This window comes from Allobranchiibius sp. GilTou73 (assembly GCF_021391335.1).
Taxonomy (GTDB): domain Bacteria; phylum Actinomycetota; class Actinomycetes; order Actinomycetales; family Dermatophilaceae; genus Allobranchiibius; species Allobranchiibius huperziae.
The window spans coordinates 721798-739384 of sequence record NZ_CP090051.1 but is presented as its reverse complement, the minus strand read 5'-3'; the positions used below and the strand labels follow the sequence as shown (position 1 = coordinate 739384).

The 17587-nt window shown below is 69.2% G+C and carries 20 protein-coding genes; 14 read left to right on the top strand and 6 right to left on the bottom strand.

What is annotated here, in order from left to right; translation table 11 throughout:
* Positions 1-2: 2 nt before the first annotated feature.
* The 4 genes from LVQ62_RS03625 to LVQ62_RS03610 all read right to left on the bottom strand — a co-directional run bounded on the left by LVQ62_RS03625 (position 3) and on the right by LVQ62_RS03610 (position 3889).
* A complete protein-coding gene (locus LVQ62_RS03625) occupies positions 3-734 on the bottom strand; it encodes a bifunctional 2-polyprenyl-6-hydroxyphenol methylase/3-demethylubiquinol 3-O-methyltransferase UbiG (protein ID WP_233765199.1) in 732 nt (243 codons plus the stop codon).
* 104 nt (positions 735-838) lie between these two features.
* Positions 839-2350: an amino acid permease gene (locus tag LVQ62_RS03620; RefSeq protein ID WP_233765197.1), complete on the bottom strand. Its 1512-nt coding sequence runs from the start codon at positions 2348-2350 to the stop codon at positions 839-841.
* 65 nt (positions 2351-2415) lie between these two features.
* Entirely contained in the window at positions 2416-3420 is a 1005-nt protein-coding gene (locus tag LVQ62_RS03615; protein WP_233765195.1) for an aldo/keto reductase family protein, read from the bottom strand.
* 100 nt (positions 3421-3520) lie between these two features.
* Positions 3521-3889, bottom strand: coding sequence for a VOC family protein (locus LVQ62_RS03610; protein ID WP_233765193.1), 369 nt, complete (start codon positions 3887-3889; stop codon positions 3521-3523).
* Between the two features lie 68 nt (positions 3890-3957).
* Here LVQ62_RS03610 and LVQ62_RS03605 point away from each other — a divergent pair, with 68 nt between their 5' ends.
* The 4 genes from LVQ62_RS03605 (at position 3958) to LVQ62_RS03590 (ending at position 7014) form a co-directional block, all read left to right on the top strand.
* On the top strand, positions 3958-4416 hold the full coding sequence (locus LVQ62_RS03605; RefSeq protein WP_233765185.1) for a MarR family winged helix-turn-helix transcriptional regulator: 459 nt from the start codon (positions 3958-3960) through the stop codon (positions 4414-4416).
* 96 nt (positions 4417-4512) lie between these two features.
* The gene (locus LVQ62_RS03600) at positions 4513-4992 is read left to right on the top strand and encodes a hypothetical protein (protein ID WP_233765174.1); all 480 of its coding nucleotides are present in this window, start codon (positions 4513-4515) and stop codon (positions 4990-4992) included.
* 130 nt (positions 4993-5122) lie between these two features.
* On the top strand, positions 5123-5416 hold the full coding sequence (locus LVQ62_RS03595; RefSeq protein WP_233765172.1) for a hypothetical protein: 294 nt from the start codon (positions 5123-5125) through the stop codon (positions 5414-5416).
* A gap of 116 nt (positions 5417-5532) precedes the next feature.
* Positions 5533-7014 (top strand): MFS transporter, encoded by a 1482-nt coding sequence (locus LVQ62_RS03590; RefSeq protein WP_233765170.1) that lies wholly within the window; start codon positions 5533-5535, stop codon positions 7012-7014.
* 43 nt (positions 7015-7057) lie between these two features.
* Here LVQ62_RS03590 and LVQ62_RS03585 read toward each other — a convergent pair whose 3' ends face one another.
* A complete protein-coding gene (locus LVQ62_RS03585) occupies positions 7058-8257 on the bottom strand; it encodes a glycine C-acetyltransferase (RefSeq protein ID WP_233765168.1) in 1200 nt (399 codons plus the stop codon).
* A 36-nt stretch (positions 8258-8293) separates the two neighbouring features.
* Complete coding sequence (tdh, locus tag LVQ62_RS03580) at positions 8294-9331, bottom strand: L-threonine 3-dehydrogenase (protein ID WP_233765166.1); 1038 nt, start codon at positions 9329-9331, stop codon at positions 8294-8296.
* A gap of 97 nt (positions 9332-9428) precedes the next feature.
* On the opposite strand from tdh, the gene LVQ62_RS03575 reads away from it, so the two are divergent.
* The 10 genes from LVQ62_RS03575 (at position 9429) to LVQ62_RS03530 (ending at position 17381) form a co-directional block, all read left to right on the top strand.
* Positions 9429-9782 (top strand): Rieske (2Fe-2S) protein, encoded by a 354-nt coding sequence (locus tag LVQ62_RS03575; protein ID WP_233765164.1) that lies wholly within the window; start codon positions 9429-9431, stop codon positions 9780-9782.
* Positions 9779-10852 carry an NAD-dependent epimerase/dehydratase family protein gene (locus LVQ62_RS03570; RefSeq protein ID WP_233765162.1) on the top strand — a complete coding sequence of 358 codons (1074 nt, stop codon included), beginning with the start codon at positions 9779-9781 and terminating at the stop codon, positions 10850-10852. The genes LVQ62_RS03575 and LVQ62_RS03570 overlap by 4 nt, the downstream gene beginning before the upstream one ends.
* A 55-nt stretch (positions 10853-10907) precedes the next feature.
* A complete protein-coding gene (locus tag LVQ62_RS03565; RefSeq protein ID WP_233765156.1) occupies positions 10908-11273 on the top strand; it encodes a hypothetical protein in 366 nt (121 codons plus the stop codon).
* A gap of 27 nt (positions 11274-11300) precedes the next feature.
* On the top strand, positions 11301-11852 hold the full coding sequence (locus LVQ62_RS03560; protein ID WP_233765154.1) for a GNAT family N-acetyltransferase: 552 nt from the start codon (positions 11301-11303) through the stop codon (positions 11850-11852).
* Between the two features lie 48 nt (positions 11853-11900).
* A complete protein-coding gene (locus tag LVQ62_RS03555) occupies positions 11901-12623 on the top strand; it encodes an SDR family oxidoreductase (RefSeq protein ID WP_233765152.1) in 723 nt (240 codons plus the stop codon).
* On the top strand, positions 12620-13060 hold the full coding sequence (locus LVQ62_RS03550) for a MarR family winged helix-turn-helix transcriptional regulator (protein ID WP_233765150.1): 441 nt from the start codon (positions 12620-12622) through the stop codon (positions 13058-13060). Before LVQ62_RS03555 ends, LVQ62_RS03550 begins: the two co-directional genes overlap by 4 nt.
* A 51-nt stretch (positions 13061-13111) precedes the next feature.
* On the top strand, positions 13112-13879 hold the full coding sequence (locus tag LVQ62_RS03545) for a helical backbone metal receptor (protein ID WP_255696512.1): 768 nt from the start codon (positions 13112-13114) through the stop codon (positions 13877-13879).
* Between the two features lie 55 nt (positions 13880-13934).
* On the top strand, positions 13935-14591 hold the full coding sequence (locus tag LVQ62_RS03540) for a VOC family protein (RefSeq protein WP_233765149.1): 657 nt from the start codon (positions 13935-13937) through the stop codon (positions 14589-14591).
* 68 nt (positions 14592-14659) lie between these two features.
* Positions 14660-15634, top strand: a complete 975-nt coding sequence (locus tag LVQ62_RS03535) for a triacylglycerol lipase (protein WP_233765147.1) — start codon at positions 14660-14662, stop codon at positions 15632-15634.
* Positions 15635-15728: 94 nt separating this feature from the next.
* On the top strand, positions 15729-17381 hold the full coding sequence (locus LVQ62_RS03530) for a dihydroxyacetone kinase family protein (protein WP_233765145.1): 1653 nt from the start codon (positions 15729-15731) through the stop codon (positions 17379-17381).
* Positions 17382-17587 lie beyond the last annotated feature (206 nt).

Genomic DNA, 17587 nt, shown 5'->3' with positions numbered 1-17587 from the left:
CATCACTTTCGGTAGACGCTGAGGGGGTCGGCGCTGTCCTGTCGCACCGGCTCCTGCGCCCAGTTGTGCCACCGGGCACTCAACTGCAAGCCGGCACCGGACGCGATCTGGTCGATCTGCTCAGGGTCGGCGTAGTGCAACGTGACCTCGTAGTTCGAGGATCCGGTCACGTCGCCCAGTTGGTGCTCGATGCGGATCGACCGCTGCTCGGGGTCGTGCGTGCTGCGGACGACGTGGAAGTCGGGACCGGGTCGTCGGTGCTCCACCCGCCGCCCGTCGGCGTCGAATCGCCGGGGGTCGGGCCGGAACGCTTCGATGAACAGGTGCCCTCCGTCCCGCAGGTGCCGGGCTGCCGCTCGGATCGCGGTCCACTGCTGCTCGTGGGTGAGCATGAACAGCGTGCTCACCGCGCACACCGCCACCGTGTAGTCGGTCCTGGGTAGGTCGAAGTCAGCGAGATCAGCCCGGTGGATGCCCACGAGCTGGCCGCCCGGTTGTGCCCGCAGCTGCTTGATCATCGCGGCGCTGCCCTCGACGCCGTCCACCGTGACACCTCGAGCAGCCAGCGGGATGGCCAACCGCCCTGTCCCGACACCCAACTCCAGCACCGCACCGTCTCCGGCGCAGTCCGCCAGCACGGCCACCGCGGCATCCGGTGCGAACCGGGAGCCGTAGATGCGGTCGTACACCGCGGCGTGTCGGTCGCCGTACATCGCTGACTCGTCCTGCGTCACCCACCGAGTCTGAACCATCACCGCGATCAGCCACCCCCCGGGCACACTTCGCCACCCCCTGCACTCCCGACGTGCCGGACGACGCAGGCCGGACCCGGCTCGTCTCAGGCGTCGACGGGGTCGGCGTCGTCCACACCGGCGATGGCCTTCTCGCCGGTGGCGAGGCGGGAGTGCTTGCGGCCGTAGAAGGTGTAGACGAGCAGTCCGATGACGAGCCAGATCAGGAACCGGATCCACGTCTCGACGGCCAGGCTGCTCATCAGGGCCACGCAGGCGAGTGCGGACACGATCGGCAGCCATGGGATCGCCGGGGTGCGGAACGGCCGCTTCATCTTCGGCTTCGTACGCCGCAGCACGGCGACCGCGATCGCGACCACCACGAACGCGAAGAGAGTGCCGATGCTGACCATCTCCGCGAGGGTCGCGAGCGGCACGAACGCGCCGAGGATGCAGACGGCGATGGTGGTGAAGATGGTGATGCGGAACGGCGTCTTGAACTTCGGGTGGACCTGGCCGACGGCCGGGGGCAGCAGCCCGTCACGGCAGAGGGCGAAGCCGATGCGGCCCATGGCCACGATGTCGACCAGGATCACCGAGCTCAGCCCGCAGACGGCGGCGATGCCGATCACGACGTTCGCCCAGCCCATCCCGACCTGCTTGAACGCGTCGGAGATCGGGGCGCCCTCGGACAGGCCGGTGTACTTCACCATCCCGGTGAGCACAGCGCACACGGCAAGGTAGAGGACCGTGCAGATGACCAGGGTGCCGATGAGGCCGCGCGGCATGTCCTTGGCCGGATCCTTGGTCTCCTCGCCGAGGTTGGCCACCGCCTCGAACCCGCTGTAGGCGAAGAACACCACGGCGGTCGCGACGAGCACGCCGGTCAGGCCGTACGCCGTGGCGTGCGAGCCGGAAGCCCACTGCCACAGCGGCTGGGACAGGCCCGAGGCCCCTTTGGTGTCCGGACGGGACGGTGGGATGTAGGGCTTGTAGTTGGCGGCCTTGACGAAGAAGATGCCGACGACGATCACGAAGATGCAGATGGAGACCTTGATCGCGACGAGCGCGTTGGTGACCCACTTGGACTCGCGGATACCGACCGCAGCGATCACGCCCAGGATGCCGGCGATGAAGACGGCGCCGAGGTTGACGACGGAGTGCTCCTCGCCGAAGAACGCCTGCGGCAGGTTGAACGACGACTGCAGGTAGCCCGACCAGCCGCGCGCGACCACCGCCGCGCCCAGCGCGAACTCCAGGATCAGGTCCCACGCGATGATCCAGGCGAAGATCTCACCGATCGTCGTGTACGCGTACGTGTAGGAACTGCCCGCGGTCGGCACCGCGGCGGCGAGCTCGGCGTAGCACAGCGCCGCCAGCATGCTGATGACGCCGGCAATCGCGAACGAGATCACCACCGCGGGGCCCGCGTGGTTCTTGGCCTCTACTCCCGTCAGGGTGAAGATGCCGGTGCCGATCACGATGCCGATCCCGAAACCCATCAGGTCTCGGGCACCGAGGCTCTTCCCGAGCTTCGCGTGATGGTCCGCGCCGCCCTCGTCGTTCTGGTGGATGACGGTGTCGACATCCTTGGTCCGCACCAGCGTGGAGAATCCCATCGCCGGAGCGTAGCGAGGATGTTCAGGAATTGCTCAGGTTGGCAACGCCCGCGGGCATTCGTGCCTTAAACGAGACGTTCCTTGGGTGAGCTCGTCTTGCCTGGGTCCTTCTCGGGTAGCGCGCCCAGCGCCTCGTCGATCGAGGTGAGGACGTCGGGTGAGAGGGTGATGCCGGCGGCGCCTGCGTTGTCGGTGACCTGCTCCGGCTTCGACGCGCCGATGAGGGCGGCTGCGACGTTGTCGTTGTGCAGCACCCAGGCCACCGCGAGCTGTGCCATCGAGAGGTTCTGGTCCTTGGCGATGGGGACGAGTTTCTGCACGGCGGTGAGGGTTTCGTCGTTCATGAAGCGCTTGATCATGTCGGCGCCGCCCTTCTCGTCGGCGGCGCGGCTATCGGCCGGGGGCTGCTTCCCCGGCTGGTACTTGCCGGTCAGGATCCCCTGGGCGATGGGCGACCAGACGATCTGGGAGACGCCGAGCTCCTTGGACGTGGGCACGACCTGGTCCTCGATGACCCGCCAGAGCATGGAGTACTGCGGCTGGTTGGAGATGAGCTGGATGCCGAGCTCCTGCGCGAGCGCGTGGCCGGCGCGCAACTGGTCGGCCGTCCATTCGCTGACCCCGATGTAGAGGGCCTTGCCGGACCGCACGACGTCGGCGAACGCTTGCATCGTCTCCTCCAGCGGCGTCTCGTGGTCGTAGCGGTGCGCCTGGTAGAGGTCGATGTAGTCGGTGCGCAACCGCCGCAGCGACGCGTCGATCGAGTCGCGGATGTGCTTGCGGGACAAGCCAGTGTCGTTGTGCTTCTTCAGACCCGTCGGGAAATAGACCTTGGTGAAGATCTCGATCCCCTCGCGGCGTTCGCCGGCCAGGGCCCGGCCGAGCACGCTCTCCGCGGCGCCGTTCGCGTAGACGTCGGCGGTGTCGAAGGTGGTGATGCCGGCGTCGAGGGCGGCGCGCACGCACCGCACCGCCATGTCGTCCTCGACCTGGGAGCCGTGGGTCAGCCAGTTGCCGTAGGTGATCTCGGAGATCTTCAGTCCGCTGTTGCCGAGGTATCGAAAGTCCATGATTTGACCGTAGTCGCGTGGTGCGACGTGTGTCTCCCGGGGTACGGCGACGGGTCGGAAACGTGCCACGCCCCGTTCCAGGGCCGCGGCGACCTCCGTCCTAGGCCTTGTCGTGCAGCGTGACCTGGTAGCCGTCGGGGTCGGCGAAGGTGAACGTGCGACCGAACGGGCCGTCGATCGGCGCGGTCACGATCGTGTGGCCGTCCGCGGCGAGGGCGTCGTGGATGGCCTGCACGTCGGTGGCGTGCAGCCAGATGGCGGCGCCGATGCCGGGTTGCGGGACGGACGCCAGATCGGTGCCGGGGACGATGTCCCGCAATGCGAACGCGATCGGCTTGGTGTCGAAGACGACGGCGTGTAGAGGGCCGACGGGGGATCGGACGAGACCGAGGTACTGCTCGTAGAACGCCTGCGAGGCGTCGAGGTCGCGAGCTTGGAGCGAGATGAAGTCGGGGCCGGTGACGGGCATGGTGATCTTCCTACTTTCCGTGGCGTGTCAGTAATCTGACACGAGCGACCGTATGTCAGAATACTGACATGAGTCAAGGCGGACCTGGCATCGACCTGGAGACGTCGCTGGGCTACCTGCTCAAAGAGGCCTCCAGCGCCCTGCGCTCAGAGATGGAGGCGGTGCTGAGGCCGCTGGGGATGACCGTGACGCACTACTCCTGCCTCGAGTTGCTCGCCCAGCGCCCGGGCCTCTCGAACTCCGAACTCGCCCGAGGCGCCTTCGTGACACGGCAGTCGATGAACGTACTGCTGCAGGCCCTGGAACGCGACGGCTTCGTGACCAGGCCGACGCAGGCCGCGGTGGGGAAGGTCCTCCCCGCGCGCCTCACGCCACGCGGTCGACGGAGCCTCGCGAAGGCGACCGCCGCCATCCGATCCGTCGAGGTCAGGATGCTGAGCGGTCTGACCCCGGGCGAGCGGTCGGACGCGCTGCGGATCCTGCGCAGCATGGTCCGGTCGCTGCGCGACGGCAGCGAGGCTGGTTGAGGGCCCCGCCCCGCTTCGGCAGCCGCCGGATGGCGTCGACACGGTCGCTGATCCCTTCGGGCTGTCGTGGGTCGGTTGCCATCTCACACTTACCCTGTGCCCGTGACTCAGCTTCGGATCCGTTGGTCCGTCGCCATCGCGTCGTCAGCCCCGGTTGCCGTGATCGGTGCCGCGTTCTGCGTGGTGGCGATTCCGCCGTTCGGTCTGGGTCTTGGGGCGGCGATCGTGTTCGTACTGCTCGCCGGATCTATGTCGGTACGCCGTGTTCGCAGACGGACGCTGACCGTCCATCCGGACGTCCTGGTCGTGCAACGCGACCAGTACAGGTTGTCCGTTCCGTGGTCGCAGGTGACGGCGGTTCAGAGTCGACGACACCAGGTCGTGATGCGAGTCGAAGAACTGGTGTGCTGCGGAGCAGCGGTGGGCGCGGTCAGGTCGTCAGGGCGACCGTCGGTCCTTCCGAAGAGGTTGGAAGGTCACGCCGCCTTGTCTCGGGTCATGGTGAGTCTGTATTCCAAGGACTGGAAGAACGGGCCGATCGGGGAGAAGGTGCGCGCTGCCGGGGTCCATGTCTGACCCGGTCAGGAAGCGCACCGCGGCGCCGATGCGGACGCGAGACGCTTGTCCTGACGAGGTTCTCGTCCAGGCCCCGAACGGGCGATGGGTCTTCATCAGGGCCGTACCTCGTGGTCATACTCTGCGCGAGATGCAGGACGGCTCTGGAAGTTTCGCCGGAGGCCTGGCTGCGGGCGCGATCGGTCTGGTGCAGTTCGCAGCAGCCCAGCTCACCAAGCGATGGGTCATCGGCGTCCTGTCCGATGATGAAGAGCCATGGGGAGGCCGGCGCTGCTTCCATCGCGAGCGGGTCGAGGAGAAGTACCTGCCCGCACGGATGGATGAACTCGCTGTGCACGTGGAGAGCGGGCGGATCACCGTGCCGTTGCGACGAGATCGGCGCCTCAGGCGCAAGACCATCACCGGGACCGGCACCCGCCCCTAGGGCGAAGGGCGCGGTGTCGGTCGGCGTGAAACCGAGATGAAACCGCGGTGAAAGCACGCATCCCTAAATTCGTCGGCATGACCACCGAGCTCGTCCGTCACCCTGAGGAGGCCGCCATGACTGACACCACGTCCCCTGCAGACATCGCCGACATCGCCGTCAAGGCGCCGGCGCCGCACACCTACACGTCGCTGCGTGCTGCCTGGATCCCGCTGGCCGCCCTCTGCCTGGCGTTCTTCGTCGAGATGGTCGACAACACTCTGCTGTCGATCGCCCTGCCCACGATCGGTCGCAGCCTCGGCAGCGGCACGACCGCACTGCAGTGGGTGACCGGCGCGTACTCCCTGACATTCGGCGGGCTGCTGCTCACGTCCGGATCGATCGCCGACCGTCTCGGGCGGCGTCGGGTCCTGCTCGCCGGACTCGCGCTGTTCGGTGTGCTCAGCCTCGCCGTGATCTTCGTCGAGTCGACCGGTGAGCTCATCGCGCTGCGTGCGGCACTGGGCGTCGCGGCCGCCGCGATGGCGCCCATCACCAACTCCCTGGTCTTCCGTCTCTTCGACGACAAGGACCTGCGGATGCGCGCGGTCACCGTGATGATCGTCGTCGGCATGTCCGGCTTCATCCTCGGCCCGCTGCTCGGCGGGACCGCCCTGGCGCACGTGCGGTGGGAGTGGCTGTTGGTCGTCAACGCCCCGATCGCGCTGATCGCGTGCATCGGCGTGCGCCTCGGAGTGCGTGCGGACCGTCCCGAGGACCTGACCAAGGACCGCCTCGACCTGCCGGGTGCGCTCCTCAGCATCACGATGATCGGCCTCGCCTGCTACTCGCTGACCAGTGGCGTGCAGCACGGCTGGCTCTCGGCGATCACCCTCGCCTCGATCGTCGGCGCAATCGCCGCCGCCGTCGCCTGGGTCTGGCACGAGCGTCGCAGCGCCGCACCGATGCTGGATCTGTCGATCATGTCGAACGGCACCGCCCGCGGCGCCGTGCTCGCCCAGATCGGCACCTCCATCGCGATGGCCGCGGTGCTCTTCGGTCTGATCCTGCACTTCCAGTACGCGTACGGCTGGAGCCCGGTCAAGGCCGGTCTCGCCAACCTGCCGCTCATCATCACGATGCTCGCGGCCACCCCGTTGTCGGAGTGGCTGGGCAAGCGCTTCGGCCACCGCATCGCCTGCCTGGTCGGCGCCGTCTGCCTGACCCTCTCCCTGGTGGGCCTGTCCTGGGGCGTCAGTCACGGGTACGCCGCGATCGCGGCCTCGATGGTCCTGATGACCATCGGACTGCGCACCGTGATGACCATCTGTGCGGTCGCTCTGATCGATGCGATGCCGGCCAACCGCACGTCGATCGGCGCGGCACTGAACGACACGGCACAGGAGGTCGGCACGAGCGTCGGCACCGCGATCGTCGGCACGCTGATCGCCGCGCTGGTCACCACGCAGCTGCCGGCGGGCACCTGGAGCAGCGCCCTCGTGGCGTCGTTCTTCCACGGCGAGCGCATCACCTACGCCGTGCTGGCGGCGGTCGTCGGTGTCATCGCCATCGGCGGCGCGCTGACGCTCACCGACTCCCACGCGGTGGAGGAGCACTGACGGGGGATCCACCCCCACCGACGACGGTCACCGCGGGGCAGCCTCAGCTGCCTGCGGTGACCTCGTCGCGCGCGTCGACGAACGCCTGCACGCAGGTGCGCACGTCGTCCTCGCTGTGCGCGGCGGACAGCTGCACGCGGATGCGCGCCTTGCCCTGCGGTACGACGGGGTAGGAGAAGGCGATCACGTAGACACCCCGCTCGAGCATGGCGTCGGCGACCTGGGCCGCGGTGCGGGCGCCGTCCTCGCCCGGGAACATGACCGGGACGATCGGGTGACCGCCGGGCAGCAACTCGAAACCGGCATCGGTCATCAGCTCGCGGAAGGAAGACGTGTTGCGCCGCAACGCTTCCCGCTGGTCGGTCGAGGTCGCGGCGAGTTCGAGCGCCTTGAGCGAGCCGGCGACCACGCTCGGCGCCACGGCGTTGGAGAAGAGGTAGGGACGCGAGCGCTGGCGCAGCAGGTCGACGATCTCCCGGTGCGCGGCGACGTACCCGCCGGAGGCTCCGCCGAGGGCCTTGCCGAGGGTGCCGGTCACGATGTCGACCCGGTCCAGCACACCCTTCAACTCGTGCGTCCCGCGTCCGCCGTCGCCGACGAAGCCGACCGCGTGCGAGTCGTCGACCATCACCAGGGCGCCGAACTCCTCTGCCAGGTCGCAGATCTCGTCCAGCGGCGCGTAGTAGCCGTCCATCGAGAAGACCCCGTCGGTGACGACGACGGTACGGCGGGCACCCGCGTCCCGGGCCGCCTCCAGCTGCGCCCGCAGGTCGGCCATGTCGGCGTTCTGGTAGCGGTAGCGCTTCGCCTTGGACAACCGGATGCCGTCGATGAGCGAGGCGTGGTTGAGGGCGTCGGAGATGATCGCGTCCTGCGCGTCGAAGAGCACCTCGAAGGTGCCGCCGTTGGCGTCGAAGCAGGAGGAGTAGAGGATCGCGGCCTCCTGCCCGACGAAGTCGGCGATACGGCGCTCGAGCTCCGCGTGCTGCGACTGGGTCCCGCAGATGAAGCGGACCGACGCCATCCCGAAACCCCACTGCTGCAACGCATCGGTGGCCGCGGCCACGATCTCGGGGTGGTCGGCCAGACCGAGGTAGTTGTTGGCGCAGAAGTTCAGTGCCTCACCCTGCTTCGTGCGCACGTGGGAGGACTGCGGTGAGGTGAGCTCACGCTCGTGCTTGGTCAGGCCCGCGTCCTCGATCTCGGCGAGGGTCGCGGCCAGATCGTCCTTGATGTCGTACATCGGTGTCTCCTCGGGTGAGGGAGCGACGCGGTGGCGTCAGCTCCAGTCCATGACGACTTTGCCGCACTCGCCCGATCGGGCGGTGTCGAACGCCTGCTGCCACTCTTCCGCGGGGAAGCGGTGGGTGATCACCGAGCGCACCGCGTGCTCGAGCGGACCTGAGGACTGCAGCATCGCGCTCATGGCGTACCAGGTGTCGTACATCTCGCGGCCGTAGATGCCCTTGATGGTGATCATGTGGGTGATCACCCGTCCCCAGTCGATGGCGAACGGACCCGCGGGCAGCCCGAGCATCGCGATGCGTCCGCCGTGGTTCATGTTCGCGAGCATCTCCTCGACCGCCGCTGGATGGCCGGACATCTCCAGGGCGATGTCGAAGCCCTCGCGCATCCCGAGCTCGCGCTGCGCGTCGGCGATGCGCTCGCGCGAGACGTTGACCACCCGGTCGGCGCCGGCCGCTTTGGCGAGCGCGAGGCGGTAGTCGCTGATGTCGGTGACCACGACGTTGCGCGCGCCGACGTGCTTGGCGATCGCGGCACCCATCACCCCGATCGGGCCCGCGCCGGTGACCAGGATGTCCTCGCCCGCGATCGGGAAGGACAAAGCGGTGTGCGTGGCGTTGCCGAACGGGTCGAAGACCGCGCCCACGTCGGGGTCCATGTCATCGGGCTGCACCCAGGCGTTGGTCGCCGGGATCACGACGTAGTCGGCGAACGCGCCGTCCCGGTTGACGCCGATGCCGATCGTGCGGATGCACAGGTTCCGCCGCCCGGCCCGGCAGTTGCGGCACTCACCGCACACGATGTGGCCCTCGCCCGAAACGCGTTGGCCCACGCGGACGCTCGTCACGTTGGCGCCGACGCGCGCGACCTCACCGAAGAACTCATGGCCGATGATCTGCGGCACGTGCAGCGTGGAGGCCGCCCACTCGTCCCACTGCTCCAGGTGCAGGTCGGTGCCGCACAGGCCGGTGCGCAGCACCCGGATCATCACGTCGTCGGGTCCGCAGTCCGGCTCGGGGGCGTCGATCAGTTCGAGGCCGGGGGCGGCGGAGGTCTTGGCTAGGGCGCGCACGGATAGGAAGTATGCCCCCGGCGCCGCCGGGGCCGGCAGCCGCGGTGGGGCGCGCGGGCGATGCGTCACCATCGCCCCGAACGGGTACCGCAGGCGTATGAGCGAACAACGGCCGGACGTCGACGACCTCCCCCTCGGATCGGTCCGCAGGCTCGGCAGATGGGCCGTCGGCAACAGCAACGGCGAGGACTTCGCGGTGTCGCGTCGATGTCGTCACCAGCTCGCCGACCTGAGTGAGGGGCATGTGAATGCCGAGGGTTGCCTCGTGTGCCCATGGCACCAGAGCCGGTACGACGTGGTGACCGGGGCGATGGTCGCGGGGCCGCGCGGCTTCCTCGGGTACCACGGCGACACACCGGGCTACACCGCGCTCGTCCTGTCCTACGGCCGGCGGATCAAGCTGCGGGTGGGCCGGCTGGTGCACACGTCGCACGGGTTGGACGTCGAATGACCCGGCTGCTGATCACCGGCGCCAGCGGCAACATCGGCACCGCCCTGCTGCGCCGATTGGCCGGTCGCGAGGACGTGGAGATCGTCGGGCTGGCTCGCCGGCCGCCGCCGTCCGAGCCGCCGTACGACGATGTGCGCTGGCAGCGGGTGGATCTCAGCGAGGACTCCGCACCCGCGGCGCTGGACGAGGCGATGACCGGTGTGGATGCCGTCGTGCACCTCGCCTGGGCGTTCCAACCGACCCGGCGGCCCGACTATCTGACCCGGGTGGGCGTGGGAGGCACGGCGGCCGTCCTGGCGGCTGCCGACCGCGCGGGTGTCGGCCACTTCGTGCACATGTCGTCGGTCGGCGCGTACGCCGCGAAGACGAGCGACACACCGGTCGAGGAGTCCTATCCGCATACGGGCATGACGAGCTCGCAGTACAGCAACGACAAGGCTGCGGCGGAGCGGCTGCTCGACACCTATGCCCGGGACCACCCGGCTGGGATGACGCTCACCCGGATCCGGCCCGGCATCGTCATGCAACGGGACGCGGGTGCCGCGCTCGACCGCTACGGACTTCCGGCGTACTTCCCGGCGCGGCTGCTGCGGTACCTCCCTGTGCTGCCGCTCGATGGTCGGTTCGCCATCCCGGTGGTGCACTCCGACGATGTCGCGGACGCTCTCGACCGGGTCCTCGAACAGGGCCGCGGCGGGGAGTTCAACCTGGCCGCCGACGAGCCGCTGACGAGGGAGATCGTCGCCGACGTCCTGGGCGCCCGTCCCGTCCAGGTGCCGGCGACCGTCCTACGGGCCATCGTCGCGGGCAGCTGGAAGGTCGGACTGCAACCGCTCAGCCCCGGCTGGATCGATCTGGCCTTCGCGGTGCCGCTGCAGGATTGTGCGCACGCCCACCACGACCTCGGATGGCGGCCGTCCAAGGACCCGCACCAGGTCTTGACCGACGCGATCGACGGGATGGCGGACAACGCGGGTACGAGCAGCCCGGCGCTACGGCCGCGCTCGGTGCTCAACCGGATTCACGCGCTGGTGACCGCCGGACCCATCAGTCGTCGCCGGCGGTCCTGACGTTGCCGGGAAAACCTGGTGACGTGACCTTCCGCGCTGAGGGATGCTCCGTGCAATGTCTGTCAGCAGCAATCCCTTCTCGATGCGACGCATCACCAGCGCCGACCTCGAGCTGCTCTTCGGATGGGTGGGCACCGAGCCCGTCGTCTGGATCGACGACACCCGGCTGCGACGCGAACTGGACAGCCGCAACTACCGCCCCGAGTGGTCATGGGTGGCGGAGCAGGACGGCTCGCCGATCGGCCGGGCCCTGTGGTGGGGCGGTGACACCGCGGAGCGGCCCAGCACGTTGGACTGCCTTCTCATCCGTGACGGCACGGAGCATCCGGAGCACGTAGGTGCGGCGCTCATCGCAGAGGGGCTGAAGGCATTCGGTCCCGGCTCGGCGTTGGAGTTCAACATCGATGCGGCCACCGCCTGATCCGACGACCCCGCTGCGGTCGCGGCCGTGCGGTGGCGCGGGCAGGCCGCGAAGGCGGGCGGCTTCTCCAGGACGACCGAGCGGGTCAGCTACTGCCGCTCAGCCGCCGACCCTCGCCCGGTCCGATCCACCCGTCTGACGTTCGAGGCTGCTCCGGACGCCACGTTCCGAGGGATGTTCGCCAGGGTCGCCGACGGCTCGCTGGACGCCTACACGCTCCACATAGTCGCCACCGAAGGCATCGAGGCGCTCGCGGACGACGACCTCGAGTTCTATCTGTTACTGCCGGGCGAGCGGGACTCGTGGCGGGTGGCCGTGCTCGACGGTCGGACGCCGGTCGGTTTCATGATCCCCACGAGGACGGCGTACGACGCGAGCATCAGCTATCTCGGCATCCTCCCGGAGCATCGGGGCAACGGCTACGTGCATGACGTCCTCGCCGAGATGGTGCACGTGCACCACGACAACGACCAGGACCAGATCGTGGGCACGACCGACCTGGCCAACACGCCGATGCGCGCGGCCTTCGAGAGTGCGGGCTTCCAGGTCGGCCGACGACGGATCGTGCACGAGCAGTAGCTGTCGGACCCCTTGATCCAATTGGTTGTATGAAGTACAACTGTTGTTGTGACTACAACTAATGACACGGGCGACGCGACCGCATCGAGATCGGTGCTCCTCATCGGAGCGTCGCGAGGTCTGGGCCTCGCTCTGGCACAGGAGTGGGTACGACGCGGACGGCACGTCGTCGCGACCGTGCGCGATCCGAGCTCGACGGCGCTCCCGCAGGTGGCCGATGGACAGCCCGGCAGCATCGAGATCGAGACGGTGGACGTGACGGTGCCGGAGCAGATCGACGGTCTGCGCGGGCGGCTGGCCGGCCGCACGTTCGACGTCCTGTTCGTGAGCGCCGGGGTCACGAACAAGCCGGAGGGGATCGTCGGGCAGACGAGCACGGAGGAGTTCGTGCGGGTGATGGTGACCAACGCCCTCAGCCCGTTGCGACTGATCGAGGCCCTGCAGGACCTCGTGGCGCCGACCGGAACCATCGGGGTGATGTCCTCGGGTCAGGGCAGCGTGACCAACAACGAACGCGGCGGCCACGAGGTCTACCGCGGCAGCAAAGCTGCCCTCAACACCTTCATGCGCAGCTATGCGGCCCGTCACGCGGGCGAGGACCGGACCCTGGTGCTCATGGCGCCGGGGTGGGTGAAGACCGAGTTGGGCGGCGAGGGCGCGCGCCTGGAGGTGGATGAGAGCATCCCCCATGTGGTGACGACGATGGAGGACCTCGGCGGCCGGCCGGGTCTGCACTACGTGGACTACCTGGGTCGCACGGTGCCGTGGTGACAGCCGCGAAGCAGGCGGGCGGCGATCATCCGGCCGACCCCGCGGCGTACGCCTGGGCCCTCATGCAGCAGTTCGTGAGCGATCAGAACCGGCACGAAGAGCTCAGGGAGACACTGGGATTCGGTCTCGGCGCCGGGCGCGGAAAGGTCCTGTTCCAACTCCGGCAGGATTCGTTGACGCTCACCCAGATCGCCGACGCCAATGGTTTCGATGCGCCGTACGCGACGCTCGTGGTCGACAAACTGCAGGCCCACGGCCTGGTCGAACGCCGACCTCACCCGGAGGACGGACGTCGCAAGCTCGTGGCGCTCACCGACGCCGGCCACGCCGCGGTGGCCACGGCCGACGCGATCCTGCTGCGCACTCCACATGCCCTTGCGGACCTCGGGGACGACGTAGCGCGGCGCCTCGCGGACCTGCTGCAACGTCTGCAATAGGTACGGCGTGGATGGCATCCAGGCCCGAAGCGACCCCGGACGAGAGGTTGGGTGACGAGCGTGCAGCTCGACGATCTGGGACACCCGTTGGACCTCCTCTCGCCGGCTCGCCGGGTGGTCTCCCTGGTGCCGTCGCTGACCGAGGCGCTCGCGCACGATCGTCCGGAGGCCGTCGTGGGCGCGACCGACTGGTGCACGCACCCCGCCGATCTCGACGTGCGCCGGGTGCGGGGCACGAAGAACCCGGACCTCTCGGCGATCCGGGCGCTGCGACCCGACGTGGTGATCGCCAACAGGGAGGAGAACCGAGAGCTGGACGTGCGGCGGCTGCGTGACGCGGGAATCGCGGTATGGGTCACCGAGATCGCTGACGTCACAGAGGCGTTGGACTCCCTCGCGCGGATGTTCGCCGCCCTCGGCTGGCCGCGGCCGCAGTGGCTGGCCGACGCACGGGAGGTGTGGGCAGCACCGCCCACGCTGCCGTCGGTCGCCGCGGCGATCGCGGTGTGGCGCGACCCCTGGATGGTCGTCGGCGGCGGCACCTTCGCCGGCGACGTGCTGCATCGGCTCGGCCTGGTCAACGCGTACGCCGATGCGGAGCGCTACCCGCGTGCGGACGTCGCCGAGATCGAGCGCGTCGCGCAGCTGGTCGTCCTGCCCGACGAGCCGTACGTGTTCACGGCCGACGACGGTCCCGAGGCGTTCACGAGTCCGACCGCGCTCGTCTCCGGCCGCGCTCTCACCTGGTACGGCCCGTCGCTGGTGGGCGCTCGAGCAGAGCTGACCGAGGCGTTGCGGCCGGCGCTGCCGGGCGGCTGAGCCTGCCGGGCCGGAAACGCCCACAGCTGTCGGACCCTCGTGCCAGAGTCGCAGGATGGACACCGTCGACAACGCACAGATCCGCGCCGCGGGGCTGGACGACTGGCGCAAGCTCGCCCAGGCGCTGCACGCCCGCTACGCCGTCCCCGACTACGCCGCTGCCGCGAAGTTCATCGCGGCGGTCGCGGATGCGGCCGAGTCCGCGAACCACCATCCGGACGTCCGCCTCACCTACGGCGTGGTGGACCTGTCGCTGTGCACCCACGAGGCCGGGCTGTGGGTCACGCAGAAGGACCTCGACCTGGCCGGGGAGATCAGCCGGATCGCCGCGGAGCACGGCCTGGCCGCGCGACCCCTCGAGGTCACACAGCTGGAGGTGGCGCTCGACACTGCTGATGACGACCGCGTCGGGCCGTTCTGGTCTGCGCTGCTCACCGGCAGCCCGGACAACCGCATTCACGACTCTGTCTTCGACCCGACCGGCCGCGTGCCGAGCCTGTGGTTCCAAGGCACCGACGAGCACGAGACCCCCCGTCAACGCTGGCATTTCGACCTCTGGATCGCGCCAGAGGTCGCCTCCGACCGCATCGCAGCCGCCGTCGCCGCGGGCGGCACGGTCATCGACGACGAGGAGGCGCCCGCCTTCACGGTGCTGGCCGACCCGGACGGCAACCGGGTGTGCGTGTGCACCACGAGCGGCCGGGAGGGCTGACCCCGGACCCCGGATCCGGGTGTGACGTGAGTCTCACCGCAGCCTGAGGATCGCGTTACTCTCCGGTAATGACGAGACGACGTATCGGTCAGGCTTGCGCGGGTATCGCCCTGGTGGGCGGCTTCTGCGTAGCGCAGACGGCTCCCGCGCAGGCAGCCGCCCCCGACTACCCGGTCGGCGGTTCCGCCTCGGGCTACGCGAGCTGGGTCTCCACACCTGATGCCAACCCGCCCGGTGTGAACGTGCCGTGCACGCCGAGCGCGGCGCACCCGCGTCCGGTGGTGCTGCTGGAAGGCACCACCTCCCGCATCACCCACTCCTTCGCCCGGATCGGACCGCTGCTCGCCGACCAGGGCTACTGCGTCTACGGACTGAATTACGGCGACACCCAGCTCACCGCCTCCACCGGCGGCGTGATCGGCGCGATGGGCGACATCCCGACCTCGGCCCGACAGGTGTCCGGGTTCGTGGACAAGGTGCTGGCGCAGACAGGCGCCGCGAAGGTCGACATCGTCGGCTGGTCGCAGGGCGGCGGTCCGCTGCCCCGCTATTACCTGCAGAACCTCGGCGGTGCGTCGAAGGTCGATTCGCTCGTCGGCCTCGCGCCGTCCAACTACGGCACGAGCTTCTTCGGTGTGCTGAGCCTGATCGGCGCGGTCCAGAACGCCACGGGCGTCGACTTCCTGAGCGCCTCCGGCGCCCCCGCGTTCGACCAGCAGCTCAACACCTCGCCGTTCACCAAGGCTCTGAACGCGCACGGCGACACCGTGCCCGGGGTGCACTACACGGTCATCGAGACCCGGCTGGACGACGTCGTGACGCCGTACACCAACGCCTTCCTCAAGGGCCCCGGAGCGACGAACATCGTCCTGCAGCAGCAGTGCCCGCTCGACGGCACGGATCACCTCGGAATCATCTACGACAACAACGCGATCCAGGACGTGCTGAACGCGCTTGGGCCGCGGGTGCCGAACTTCAAGCCGTCCTGCCAGGCGGCGCTCCCGCTCGTCGGGACACCGGGTCTGGGCGGCCTGCCGGGGTAGTTCTCGGCGGATGCCTTGCGCGTCGCCGTGGCGAGGGCCACGGTGGCGGCAGACCCCTACGACGACGTGCGGGGGCGACCCGGATGGAGCTTTCATGGCCAAGAAGCTGATCAACGACCCGCTCGAGGTGGTGCGGGAGTCGATGGAGGGGGTGGTGCTCACCCAGCCGGGCACCGCGATCCTGCGCGACCGCACCATCGTCGTACGCCGTGACCGCCTGAGCCACGGACCGAACACCGACCTGCCGGTCGCGCTGATCTCAGGGGGTGGCGCGGGCCACGAACCCGCGCACGCCGGGTACGTCGCGAGCGGCATGCTCACCGCGGCGGTCAGCGGCGGGGTCTTCTCCTCGCCGAGTGTCGATGCCGTGCTCGACGGTATCCGGGCCGTCACGGGCACCGGTGGCGCGTTGCTGATCGTGAAGTCCTACACCGGCGACCGGCTGAACTTCGGGCTGGCTGCGGAGTTGGCGCGCTCCGAGGGCTACGACGTGCGGATGGTCGTCGTCGGTGACGATGTCGCGCTCGCCGACGACGACGAGAACGCCGGACGTCGCGGCCTGGCCGGCACGGTGCTGGTGCACAAGACCGCAGGGGCGCTCGCGGAACGCGGCGGTTCGCTGGACGACGTCACCGCGCTCGCCCAGGCCGTCGCCACCGGCGTCGGCACGATGGGTCTGGGGCTCACGCCGTGTGTCGTGCCGGGTTCGGACGAGCCCGGTGCCGACATCGCCGAGGACGGCGTCGAGCTCGGCCTCGGCATCCACGGCGAACCGGGCGTCACCTCCATCGACATGGCGCCGGCGGACGATCTGGCCGGGCGGCTGGTGGACGGCGTCGTACAGGACCGGGGATACGAGTCCGGTGCCCACGTCGTCGCACTCATCAACTCCACGGGTGGCACCCCGCCGATGGAGTTGGCGATCGTGGCGCGAGCCGCAGTGAACCTACTGCAGCAAAAGGGCATTCGCGTCGACCGTCTCTATCAGGGTCTGGTGATGACCAGCCTGGAGATGGCCGGATGCTCGGTCTCGCTGCTCGCGACCGATGTGCACCCCGACCTGCTCACACTCCTCGACGCGCCGACGGCATCGATCGGCTGGCCCAGTCGTGGTGCCTCCGACGTGCCTGGCCTGGTGCAGGTGGAGGTGCCCGCGGCTGCCTGGAGTCCGCAGGAGGAGGAAGGCGTCGACGACAGGATCTGCGCCGGCGGTATCGAGCGCGCCTGCAACGCACTCCTCGCGGCCGAGGAGGAGCTGACCCTGATGGACAAGGTGGTCGGCGACGGTGACCTCGGGACCGCCCTGGCCCGCGGTGCCCGCTCGTGGCTGGGAGAGCCGCAGACCGGTGACGCACGTCATCAGCTGCGCGCGCTCGCAGCCGTCGTACGCCGCGAGGTCGGTGGCACCTCCGGACCGTTGTACGCGGCCGGCTTGTTGAGGGCGGCCGAAGCCGTTGGGGCGGATGGTGATTGGGCAGCTGCCCTACAGGCGGCCAGCGAGGGCGTGCAGGAGTTGGGTGGCGCGAAGGCGGGCGACCGCACGATGGTCGATGCACTCGCGCCCGCTGCGACCGAGGCCACTGCGGGGCTGGGCGCCGCCCAGGCGGCTGCACGGCGGGGCGCCGACGCGACGACGTCCCAGGTGGCGCGTCGCGGGCGCTCCAGCTACCTGGGCGACCGGGTCAAGGGCCACCCGGACCCTGGCGCGGTCGCGGTCACGGTCTGGCTGGACGCGCTGTCGGACTGACCCGGGCTCGCCTCCCGCACCGTGGGAAGCGTCCGGATGGTGGACCTGGGCTGGCTAGCTGCCCCAGCACATATAACTTCGCCTTATGCGTTCGATAACTCGGCGTCGTATCGAGGTTTCCTCGACCGCTGGCCTCCCGGTGGGACGGGGTGTGTCCGGGCGTGCTCACAGCGCCCGCGGCATGTGTACCGCCGGGGATCAGCCGC

What these genes read in the sequence shown, in the direction of transcription:
- LVQ62_RS03590 (WP_233765170.1), top strand. Translation starts at nt 5,533, where the DNA reads ATGACTGACACCACGTCCCCTGCAGACATCGCCGACATCGCCGTCAAG.
- LVQ62_RS03575 (WP_233765164.1), top strand. Translation starts at nt 9,429, where the DNA reads ATGAGCGAACAACGGCCGGACGTCGACGACCTCCCCCTCGGATCGGTC.
- LVQ62_RS03615 (WP_233765195.1), bottom strand. Translation starts at nt 3,420, where the DNA reads ATGGACTTTCGATACCTCGGCAACAGCGGACTGAAGATCTCCGAGATC.
- LVQ62_RS03610 (WP_233765193.1), bottom strand. Translation starts at nt 3,889, where the DNA reads ATGCCCGTCACCGGCCCCGACTTCATCTCGCTCCAAGCTCGCGACCTC.
- LVQ62_RS03605 (WP_233765185.1), top strand. Translation starts at nt 3,958, where the DNA reads ATGAGTCAAGGCGGACCTGGCATCGACCTGGAGACGTCGCTGGGCTAC.
- LVQ62_RS03565 (WP_233765156.1), top strand. Translation starts at nt 10,908, where the DNA reads ATGTCTGTCAGCAGCAATCCCTTCTCGATGCGACGCATCACCAGCGCC.
- LVQ62_RS03570 (WP_233765162.1), top strand. Translation starts at nt 9,779, where the DNA reads ATGACCCGGCTGCTGATCACCGGCGCCAGCGGCAACATCGGCACCGCC.
- LVQ62_RS03585 (WP_233765168.1), bottom strand. Translation starts at nt 8,257, where the DNA reads ATGTACGACATCAAGGACGATCTGGCCGCGACCCTCGCCGAGATCGAG.
- LVQ62_RS03540 (WP_233765149.1), top strand. Translation starts at nt 13,935, where the DNA reads ATGGACACCGTCGACAACGCACAGATCCGCGCCGCGGGGCTGGACGAC.
- LVQ62_RS03595 (WP_233765172.1), top strand. Translation starts at nt 5,123, where the DNA reads ATGCAGGACGGCTCTGGAAGTTTCGCCGGAGGCCTGGCTGCGGGCGCG.
- LVQ62_RS03535 (WP_233765147.1), top strand. Translation starts at nt 14,660, where the DNA reads ATGACGAGACGACGTATCGGTCAGGCTTGCGCGGGTATCGCCCTGGTG.
- LVQ62_RS03530 (WP_233765145.1), top strand. Translation starts at nt 15,729, where the DNA reads ATGGCCAAGAAGCTGATCAACGACCCGCTCGAGGTGGTGCGGGAGTCG.
- LVQ62_RS03620 (WP_233765197.1), bottom strand. Translation starts at nt 2,350, where the DNA reads ATGGGATTCTCCACGCTGGTGCGGACCAAGGATGTCGACACCGTCATC.